General features: G+C 30.2%; 7 protein-coding genes. 5 read left to right on the top strand and 2 right to left on the bottom strand.

Translation table 11 applies throughout. The features are described 5' to 3' along the window. Window positions 1-135: 135 nt before the first annotated feature. Window positions 136-636 (bottom strand): GNAT family N-acetyltransferase, encoded by a 501-nt coding sequence (locus tag ACHZC3_RS01255; RefSeq protein WP_394758060.1) that lies wholly within the window; start codon window positions 634-636, stop codon window positions 136-138. Between the two features lie 28 nt (window positions 637-664). Between ACHZC3_RS01255 and ribD the strand changes: the two genes are divergently transcribed. The 4 genes from ribD to ACHZC3_RS01235 are packed head-to-tail and all read left to right on the top strand — an operon-like array spanning window position 665 to window position 3958. Next, window positions 665-1672 (top strand): bifunctional diaminohydroxyphosphoribosylaminopyrimidine deaminase/5-amino-6-(5-phosphoribosylamino)uracil reductase RibD, encoded by a 1008-nt coding sequence (ribD, locus tag ACHZC3_RS01250; RefSeq protein WP_394758061.1) that lies wholly within the window; start codon window positions 665-667, stop codon window positions 1670-1672. Next, window positions 1665-2276 carry an HAD family hydrolase gene (locus ACHZC3_RS01245; protein ID WP_394758059.1) on the top strand — a complete coding sequence of 204 codons (612 nt, stop codon included), beginning with the start codon at window positions 1665-1667 and terminating at the stop codon, window positions 2274-2276. Before ribD ends, ACHZC3_RS01245 begins: the two co-directional genes overlap by 8 nt. 6 nt (window positions 2277-2282) lie before the next feature. Beyond that, the gene (locus ACHZC3_RS01240; protein ID WP_394758058.1) at window positions 2283-2891 is read left to right on the top strand and encodes an IMPACT family protein; all 609 of its coding nucleotides are present in this window, start codon (window positions 2283-2285) and stop codon (window positions 2889-2891) included. 8 nt (window positions 2892-2899) lie between these two features. Beyond that, the gene (locus tag ACHZC3_RS01235; RefSeq protein WP_394758057.1) at window positions 2900-3958 is read left to right on the top strand and encodes an acyltransferase family protein; all 1059 of its coding nucleotides are present in this window, start codon (window positions 2900-2902) and stop codon (window positions 3956-3958) included. A 45-nt stretch (window positions 3959-4003) separates the two neighbouring features. On the opposite strand, the gene ACHZC3_RS01230 is transcribed toward ACHZC3_RS01235, so the two are convergent. After that, window positions 4004-4405, bottom strand: coding sequence for an acyl-CoA thioesterase (locus ACHZC3_RS01230; protein ID WP_394758056.1), 402 nt, complete (start codon window positions 4403-4405; stop codon window positions 4004-4006). Window positions 4406-4602: 197 nt separating this feature from the next. Here ACHZC3_RS01230 and dnaA point away from each other — a divergent pair. Further along, window positions 4603-5739 (top strand): chromosomal replication initiator protein DnaA (dnaA, locus tag ACHZC3_RS01225; protein ID WP_394758055.1); only part of this gene is annotated, 1137 nt, incomplete at its 3' end.

Raw genomic sequence — 5739 nt, 5'->3', positions numbered from 1 at the left:
GACACGTTTCAATTGATGAAAAGCTTCTAAAAGAATATAGAAGAAACTTTCGATTTCTTTTTCATCAAAAAATGTTATTAGCTCTTCAATAAATTGTGTTCTGTAGTTTTTCAGTAGCATTTTAGGAATCGTAAATTATTCATTATCAATTGTTAACTGCTTAATCATCCAAACAGGACAAGAAGTGTGACCGGTATTTCCCATAGGTTCGCAAAGATATTCAAAACCAGATTTTAAATACAATTTCTGAGCAGCTTTCATATACGGCATCGTTTCTAAATAACATTTTTTGAAGCCAAAATCTTTAGCTTTTTGCAAGCAAATTTCCATCATTTTTGTGCCAATACCTAAACCACGAGTTTCTGATAAAAAATACATTTTTTGCAATTCGCATATTTCAGGTGAGCCATTTTGCAAAGGAGCAATGCCAGCACAACCAATTATTTTCCCTTTTTTTTCTACAACAAAATACATCGAATTAGGTTCAGAATAGGCTTCAAACATAAAATCTAATTGTGGATCTGCATAAGCTGTACCCACTTTTGGGACATTATGCTCTATTAAAACTGTACGGATAACATTTGCAACTTGCAGATTATCAGTTTTTTGAATTTCTCTAATTATGTGTTCATTCATTGTAAATAGAAATAGCTATTTTTGTGATGTGAAGATACATGAAAAATACATAAAACGTTGCATCGAATTAGCCAAAAATGGTTTGTCAGTTGCTATGCCTAACCCTTCAGTTGGAGCTGTAATAGTTTGTGATGGAAAAATTATTGGCGAAGGATTCACGTCTGCTTATGGTGGAAATCATGCTGAAGTAAATGCAATAAATTCAGTAAAAGATAAATCATTGTTGGAAAAATCGACTATTTATGTGAGTTTAGAACCTTGCAGTCATTTTGGAAAAACACCGCCGTGTTGCGATTTAATCATTAAATATAAAATTCCAAATGTAATTATTGGTACTGTTGATACAAACAGTAAAGTATCGGGGAGAGGAATCAAAACTTTATTAGAAGCTGGCGCAAATGTTACGGTGGGGATTCTTGAAGCAGAATGTCGAGAATCTAACAAACGTTTTTTTACTTTTCAGGAAAAAAAACGTCCATATATTATATTAAAATGGGCAGAAAGTGCTGATGGATTTATTTCTCCATTTTCAAAAAATGAAAAAAAGCCAGTTTGGATAACTAACACTTATTCTCGTCAGTTAGTGCATAAATGGCGTAGTGAAGAAGCTGCTATACTTGTGGGAACTCAAACTGTTGTTGATGATAATCCGAGATTAGATGTTCGAGATTGGACTGGTAAAAATCCTACAAGAATTGTTTTAGATAAAAATAATAGAATTTCAAAAGAAAGTTATATATTTGATATTAGTCAAAAAACGTTTGTAATTTCTGACAAGATTATAGATTATTCTAAAAATGTAGTACTGCAAATTGCTGAGTTCTTATTTAAGAATAATTTACAATCGGTAATTATAGAAGGAGGTAGGCAAACTTTGCAAAGTTTTATAGATGCAAATTTGTGGGACGAAGCAAGAATTTTCAATGGGACTGAGATATTTTCTACTGGTACAAAAGCACCAACTATTACTGGAAGAATAGTAGAAAAAAGAAAAATAGGAAGTGACGAACTCTTAATCTGTTTAAACTATGATTAACACTATTATTTTCGATTTTGGCGATGTTTTTATCAATTTGGATAAAGAAGCTTCGCTTAATGCACTCAAAAAATTGGGATTGCATTCTTGGAATGATGATCTAGAACATTTAAACCAAGAGTTTGAACGAGGAAAGCTAACAGAAGTTCAATTCATTATTGGATTAAAAAAACTAATTCCCAATGCTTCTATAGACGATTTGAGAGCGGCATGGAATTCAGTATTATTAGATTTTCCTTTGCAAAGACTGGAATTTCTGCAACGATTGTCTATGATGAATTACAAATTGTTTTTGTTAAGCAATACAGACGAAATTCATATAGCAAAATTTGAACACATGCTTGGAGCAACTTTTATAAGAGAATTTTATCAATGTTTTGAAAAAGTATATTTTTCGTTTGAAATAGGAATGAGAAAACCTGATCCACAAACGTTTAATTATATTATTAAAAAACACGATCTCATAACAAAACGTACCTTGTTTATTGACGATAAAAAAGAAAATACTGATATTGCCGAATCGCTAGGAATGCAAGTTTGGAATATCATTCCAGGAAAAGAAGATGTTACCGAACTTTTTGATAAAAAGTTTATTCTTAAATAATTTTTTTTGGAAATTCAAGACACCTATTTTACGATAGCAAATTCATCGCCTGAAGTTTTATTTAAAGAAAAAAACAGCAAGTTTTTTGGCTATGCCTTTCCAATCACTTCTGAAGAAGAAGTAAAGATTCATATCGAAAATCTCAAAAAAAAACATTTTTCGGCCAGACATTGGTGTTATGCTTATCAGTTAGGGGCTGATAAAATCCAGTATCGTGCTAATGATGACGGCGAGCCTAACAATAGCGCTGGAATGCCTATTTACGGACAAATTCAATCGTTTAATGTTACTAATGTTTTAGTAATTGTGGTTCGGTATTTTGGAGGTGTAAAACTAGGTGTTGGCGGACTTATAACTGCTTATAAAACGGCTGCGCAAATGGCACTGGAGGAATCAGAAATTACAGAAAAAACGATAGATGTTCACTTTCAAGTTCGTTTCGATTATAAGAATATGAACAAAGTAATGCGAATCATTAAAGAAAAAAACATTACAATTGTTTCTCAAAAAATGGAAGAAGCATGTGAAATAGAAATTGCTATCCGAAAAAAAAACGCCAAAAGTATTTTTGACGTTTTTGATGTAATTTTTGAGGTTGGGATTAAAGAAGTTTAGATTTAAATATGAAAGTCCTGCCAAATATTACATCATTAAGGTTTTTTCTTGCCATTATTGTGGTTGTTTTTCATTTACCAGAATTTTGTAGTAAGCATAATATCCCATTTTATAATTTTCTTCCCATTTTTCATAAAGGTTCAGAAGCTGTTAATGTCTTTTTCTCCTTGAGTGGCTTCTTAATTATCAGACAGCTATATGTTGAAAAGAAAACTACAAATAGTGTTTCATTAAAAAAGTTTTTTTTAAGGAGAGTCTTAAGGATTTTCCCTCTTTATTTTTTGATTTTATCTTTTGGATTAGTTTATTATAATGTTATACTTCCAAAATTCGGATTTCCTTTTGAAAGCAATTATAATCTATATAAAGGGTTGTTACTTTCCTTGTTTTTTTTGCCAAATGTTTTTGCTGTTCTGTATAGTCCAGGAGGAATTATAGAAGTCTTATGGTCTATTGGGGTTGAAGAACAGTTTTATTTATTTATAGCCCCAGTTGTATTATTGCTACCCACAAAAAAAATAATTCTTTTTTTAGTATTATTTACATTCACTTTTTTCTGTGTCTTTTTTTATGAACAAACTCCTTTATTTAGAAAATTTGGGATGTATTTTTTTTATTTTACTTCGAGTGGATTTTTTTCAATATTAATTTTAAAAAAGACTTTTTTATCTATACACAAAACTATTTTGTATGTGTTATGTTTTATTTTTATAATTTATTTCACAACTGATATTTTTATTGATTATTTTTCTATTGAAGCTTATCATTTTTTCAGCATGATGCTTTTTTCAACTTTAATTAGTTTTATGACATTATCACCTTTAAAAATATTGGAAAACAATGTGTCAATTTATCTAGGTAAAATTTCATACGGCATATATATGTATCATTCAATTGTAATCCAATTTGTAGGATTAATTTATTTAAAAGTATTTAGTAAATTTTATTTAGATAAATTAATGGTTATTGTAGTTTACAATTGTGTAGTAATAACAATCACGATTTTTATTTCCCATTTTTCATATAAATATTATGAACTTTATTTTATAAAAAAGAAAATACATTAGCGTGTGTTCTTTATTTGTAATATTCTTTTCAAACTAAAAAATATTTTAGATCTCATTCAATTTCTCATTTACATAATCTGGAGGCAAGGTTGGTCGTCCTGTTTTCATGTTTACAAATACCAAAACGGAGTTGCCAGTTGTTAACAATTCATTGTTTGTATTGTAAATCTCATAATCAAATTCAATCTTTACAGAAGTCTGACTTTTAAAAATTGTTTTTACTCTTAACTCATCATCATAACGAGCCGGTTTCTTATAATTCATAGTAAGCGAAACTACAGGAAGCATAATTCCGTTTTCTTCCATCCATTTATACGAAATTCCTAGGTTTCTTAACCATTCCACGCGTCCCATTTCGAAATATTGCGCATAATTTCCGTGATATACTACAGCCATTTGATCAGTTTCTGCATAACGAACACGGACTTTAAATTGATATTCTTTCATTATAATAATGTATATATTTAATAATTGTTTAACGTTTAGAAAATTACTCTTACGACATTTTTTTTATAAAATCAATAGCATAAAAATTTTTTTTTAACGATTTTATGACTCATATTTGCTATCCCGTATTAATCAAAAAAACTACTTGTTTTTTTGTAAAGATAACCTTAATAATTTAAAGCGTAAGAATGCACACAATGAATAAAACTGCTGAATCAGTCTGGGACAACTGTCTATCTTTTATAAAAGATAACATTCAGGAGCAAGCCTATAAAACATGGTTTGAGCCTATCAAGTCTGTCGAACTAACTGATAACGCATTATATATTCAAGTTCCTAGCAAATTCTTTTACGAATGGCTAGAAGAACACTACGTAAAATTACTTAAAGTTGCACTAACTAAAGAACTTGGCAAAAATGCGAAGTTACTTTATAAAATTAAAATGGAAAACACTTATGGTAACAAACTTCCGTTTACGGAACAATTACCAAGTGCACACCGTTCGCCAGTAAAAACGCAAGAAATTGACGTTCCCGTACAACAAAAAAATCCAGAATTAAGAAATCCTTTTATTATTCCAGGAATTCGTAATTTAAAGATTGAATCGCAGCTAAACGCAAATTATAGTTTCGATAATTTCTTAGAAGGAGATTCTAATAGATTGGCTCGTTCTGCGGGAATGGCTGTGGCTAATAAACCTGGTGGAACATCATTTAACCCATTACTAATTTTTGGTGGTGTAGGTTTAGGGAAAACCCATTTGGCTCACGCTATTGGTGTAGAAATAAAAGACAAATATCCAGATAAAACAGTTTTGTATATTTCTGCCGAAATATTTACGCAACAATATATAGACTCTGTTAAGAAAAACACGAGAAACGATTTTATACATTTTTATCAACTAATTGATGTTTTGATTATTGATGATGTGCAATTTCTTTCAGGAAAAACAGGAACTCAAGATGTGTTTTTTCACATTTTCAACTATTTACATCAAAATGGGAAACAAGTAATTCTTACTTCAGACAAGGCACCAGTTGATATGCAAGATATCGAACAACGTTTGTTGTCTCGTTTCAAATGGGGATTATCTGCCGAATTGCATCAACCAGATTACGAAACAAGAATTTCTATCTTAAAGAATATTTTGTATCGTGATGGTGTCGAAATTCCTGAAGAAATTATCGAATATGTAGCACGTAACATAAAAAGTAATGTTCGTGAATTGGAAGGTGCCATAATCTCGCTTATTGCACAATCTTCTTTCAATAAAAAAGAAGTGACTTTAGAATTGGCTAAACAAGTAGTCGAGAAATTTGTTAAGAATGTAAAA

The organism is Flavobacterium sp. (genome assembly GCF_043720215.1).
Taxonomy (GTDB): Bacteria; Bacteroidota; Bacteroidia; order Flavobacteriales; family Flavobacteriaceae; genus Flavobacterium.
This window is presented reverse-complemented; position numbering and strand designations above follow the sequence as displayed.

Bases quoted from the DNA above. Each gene is read 5' to 3' on its own strand.
- ACHZC3_RS01255 (WP_394758060.1), bottom strand. From the start codon at position 636: ATGAATGAACACATAATTAGAGAAATTCAAAAAACTGATAATCTGCAA.
- ACHZC3_RS01245 (WP_394758059.1), top strand. From the start codon at position 1,665: ATGATTAACACTATTATTTTCGATTTTGGCGATGTTTTTATCAATTTG.
- ACHZC3_RS01235 (WP_394758057.1), top strand. From the start codon at position 2,900: ATGAAAGTCCTGCCAAATATTACATCATTAAGGTTTTTTCTTGCCATT.
- ACHZC3_RS01230 (WP_394758056.1), bottom strand. From the start codon at position 4,405: ATGAAAGAATATCAATTTAAAGTCCGTGTTCGTTATGCAGAAACTGAT.